Source organism: Rhizobacter sp. P1_G5, from assembly GCF_056405435.1.
Genome location: NZ_JBFUCB010000652.1, coordinates 1 through 3,256, shown reverse-complemented (window position 1 = coordinate 3,256; position 3,256 = coordinate 1). Strand labels below are relative to the sequence as shown.

Sequence of the window (3,256 nt, the reverse complement as noted above, 5' to 3'; positions counted from 1 at the left end):
CGCCCTGGACGGTGCTGCCGACGGCCACCGTGCGCGGCGCGCCGTTGATCATCAGCAGCGCCTTGTTGTCGCCCAGCGCACCGCTCATCGAGACGGTCTGGGCGGAGGCGGCCGCGGCGAACAGCGCGCCGGCCGCCAGCGCGGCGGCGAGGAGGGCGCGGCCCATCAGTCGCGGAAGTTGTCGAAGCTCAAGGGCGCGTCGGACACTTCCTTGCGGATCAGCGCCATCGCGGCCTGCAGGTCATCGCGCTTGGCGCCGGTGACGCGCACCGTGTCGCCCTGGATCGCCGCCTGCACCTTCAGCTTGCTCTGCTTGATCAGCGTCTGGATCTTCTTCGCGGTGTCGCTGTCGATGCCGTTCTTGACGGTGATCAACTGCTTGACCTTGTCGCCGCCGATCTTCTCGATCTTCGCGCTGCGGTCGAGGAAGCGGATGTCGACGCTGCGTTTGGTGAGCTTGGCCAGCAGGATGTCCATCACCTGGCCGATCTGGAAGTCGCTGTCGGCGTAGACCGTCAGTTCCTTCTCTTTCAATTCGACACGGGCGGACGAGCCCTTGAAGTCGAAACGGGTGCCGATTTCCTTGGCAGTCTGGTCCACGGCATTGCGCACTTCGACGAGATTGGGGTCGAGTACGGCATCGAAGCTGGGCATGATCGGTAGTTCCTCGCTGGATCAGCGAAAATTCTCGCATGCAAATCGAATCGGGCGTCAGCCTGAAACCCTACAACAGCTTCGGATTGCCGGCTGTCGCACACACTTTGGTGCGCATCGCCAGCGATGCGGACGTGCGTCGCGTCGTCGACCACCCGCAGCTCGGCCGTGCGCCGAAGTTCGTGCTGGGCGGCGGCAGCAACATCGTGCTGACGCGCGACATGCCGCAGGTGGTGCTGAAGGTCGAGGTCACCGGCCGGGCGCTGGTGCGCGAGACCGACACCGCATGGATCGTCGAGGCCGGGGCCGGCGAGAACTGGCACGAGTTCGTCGCGTGGACGCTGGCCCAGGGCTGGCCGGGCCTGGAGAACATGGCGCTGATCCCGGGCACGGTGGGCGCCTCGCCGGTGCAGAACATCGGCGCCTACGGCATCGAGCTGAAGGACCGCTTCGAGTCGCTGGACGCGGTCGACCTGGTCACCGGCCGCAGCGTCACGCTGGCGAGCGGCATCTGCGCCTTCGGCTACCGCGACAGCGTCTTCAAGCATTCGCTGGCCGGCCGCAGCGTGATCACGCGGGTGCGTTTTCGCCTGCCGAAGCCGTGGCAGCCGGTGCTGGGCTACCTGGAGCTGGAGCGCAAGATGGCCGAGACCGGCATCAGCGCGCCGCGCCCGCAGCAGGTGTTCGACTGGGTCTGCGCGATCCGCCGCGCCAAGCTGCCCGACCCGGCCCAGGTCGGCAACGCCGGCAGCTTCTTCAAGAACCCGGTCGTGACGCCGGAGCAATGCCGCGACATCATCGGCCGCGACCCGGAGATCGTGCACTACCCGATGCCCGACGGCAGCGTGAAGCTCGCGGCCGGCTGGATGATCGACGCCTGCGGCTGGAAGGGCAAGAGCATCGGCCGCGCCGGCGTCTACGAGAAGCAGGCGCTGGTGATCGTCAACCGCGGCGGCGCGATCGGCTCCGAGGTGGTGACGCTGGCGCGTGCGATCCAGGAGAGCGTGTACGGGCGCTTCGGGATCCGGCTGGAGCCGGAGCCGGTGGTGGTGTGAGCGGGTGGCCCGCGCTGTCAGTCGCGCGCGAGGTTCGCCATGGACGCACGCTTCGCGACCTCACGGTTGCGCAGGAGCAGGGCGGCGATCGCCTCACCTTGAGGGGCACTCAGTGGCGTATCGCCGAGATCCAGCGAGATCAGTGCATTGTTGGCCCTGATGGCCATGATCAGCTGGTCGACGAACTCGGCGTCGAAGGTGGCGTCGGGGAACGAAAGCGACGTCAGCTTGCACGCTGGATTCTGCAGCGCGTCCGTCAGCACGTCCTTCATCGTTGCGGAGTCCACGATGGGGCCACGCAAGGTCAACGATGAGAGGAGCGGGTTCGCGCGGATCGTGTCGCCCCACCACCGCAGTCTCTCGGTAGACCAGCAGGGCCAGGTCAGCCAGACTGATTCCGCCTTCAGGTGTGTCGACAGTGCATCGCTCAGTGCGGGCATCCACGCCGCGTTGCCGCCCGGCTCCTGCCTCAGGTGAATGCTCAGCTCGGACAGCGCCTTGATGCGGGGCGTGGCGTGCGAGAACAGCCGCACCAAGGCGCCGGAATCGGGCGGGGCCGCTTCGGATGCGTAGAGTGCGAGCCGATCCAGGCCCGTGTTGTGGGCCAACGCGTCGGCAAGGCGCCCGGCCTGCTCGGGTGTCGACGGGATCGGCAGTTCGATGCCCTTGATCTGCGGGCAATGGGACAGGACGCGGATGAAGAATTCGAGGTTGTCCGGGGTGATGTGTTCGAGCTCGAATTCGAGCTCGACGCCTTCGTCGCGGAAGCGGTTCACCTCGGGGTCGTGAACGCAGGCGTCGTAGACTTTGGCAGCCAACTGGAACTGGTCGAAGAGACCGTTGTCGGCACACCAGCAGAGCACGAGCTGCGCGTCGGCAGCCTCCACGGCCGGATTCGGCATGGTCGCGCTGCTCTGGAAGTGGCGCACACACTCTTCCTCCAGCGACGTGTCGAGCGCGGCCATGCCCTCGATCAATCGCTGCGTCTGGGCTGCGGCGGCGGGGTTGCCCGAGCCGCCGGGAACGAAGTGGCGCGGCGGTGATGCATCGCGGATGCGTTTCATGGTGGTTTCTCGAAGCTCATCGAATGGACACCGACCTGAGTGGCCCGCCGCCGCATCCGGGTTCCATCAGGGAGGGGGCGCTTCGCGCCAGCGCGCCGCCGCCTGCCCGCGCGTCTGCGCGCCCAGCTTGTCGAGGATGTTCGCGACGTGCCGCTTCACCGTGTGCGGGCTCAGGTCGAAGGCCCGCGCGATCAGCTTGTTGCTGTCGCCGGCGGCCATGCGCTCCAGTACCTCGCGCTCGCGGGTGCTGAGGGCGGCCAGCGGGCCGGGGCCTGCGACCTGCACGGCGAGCTGGAGGCCGGGCGCCGCGTCGGGACGAGGCGCCTGGTGCCCGCGCAGCCGCTCCGCGCTGTCCAGCCAGTTCGCCAGCGCCGCCTGCGCCCCGGCGCCCAGCACCAGGCCGCCATGCGCCAGCGTCGCCAGCGCGCGCGGGCCGGCGAGCAGCGCCGAGCCGATCCAGCCGTCGCTCGCGCAGCGCAGTGC

The 3,256-nt window shown here is 68.3% G+C and carries 4 protein-coding genes; 1 reads left to right on the top strand and 3 read right to left on the bottom strand.

Annotated features, from left to right (window positions below; all coding sequences use genetic code 11):
* Positions 1-165: 165 nt before the first annotated feature.
* Positions 166-654 carry a YajQ family cyclic di-GMP-binding protein gene (locus tag AC1D12_RS28870; protein ID WP_477826671.1) on the bottom strand — a complete coding sequence of 163 codons (489 nt, stop codon included), beginning with the start codon at positions 652-654 and terminating at the stop codon, positions 166-168.
* Between the two features lie 38 nt (positions 655-692).
* Between AC1D12_RS28870 and murB the strand changes: the two genes are divergently transcribed.
* Entirely contained in the window at positions 693-1,709 is a 1,017-nt protein-coding gene (murB, locus tag AC1D12_RS28865) for a UDP-N-acetylmuramate dehydrogenase (RefSeq protein ID WP_477826670.1), read from the top strand.
* Between the two features lie 17 nt (positions 1,710-1,726).
* On the opposite strand, the gene AC1D12_RS28860 is transcribed toward murB, so the two are convergent.
* On the bottom strand, positions 1,727-2,773 hold the full coding sequence (locus AC1D12_RS28860) for a hypothetical protein (protein WP_477826669.1): 1,047 nt from the start codon (positions 2,771-2,773) through the stop codon (positions 1,727-1,729).
* Between the two features lie 66 nt (positions 2,774-2,839).
* Positions 2,840-3,256: helix-turn-helix transcriptional regulator (locus AC1D12_RS28855; protein WP_477844561.1), on the bottom strand; the 417-nt coding region annotated here is incomplete at its 5' end.

Bases quoted from the DNA above. Each gene is read 5' to 3' on its own strand.
- AC1D12_RS28870 (WP_477826671.1), bottom strand. From the start codon at position 654: ATGCCCAGCTTCGATGCCGTACTCGACCCCAATCTCGTCGAAGTGCGC.
- murB (WP_477826670.1), top strand. From the start codon at position 693: ATGCAAATCGAATCGGGCGTCAGCCTGAAACCCTACAACAGCTTCGGA.
- AC1D12_RS28860 (WP_477826669.1), bottom strand. From the start codon at position 2,773: ATGAAACGCATCCGCGATGCATCACCGCCGCGCCACTTCGTTCCCGGC.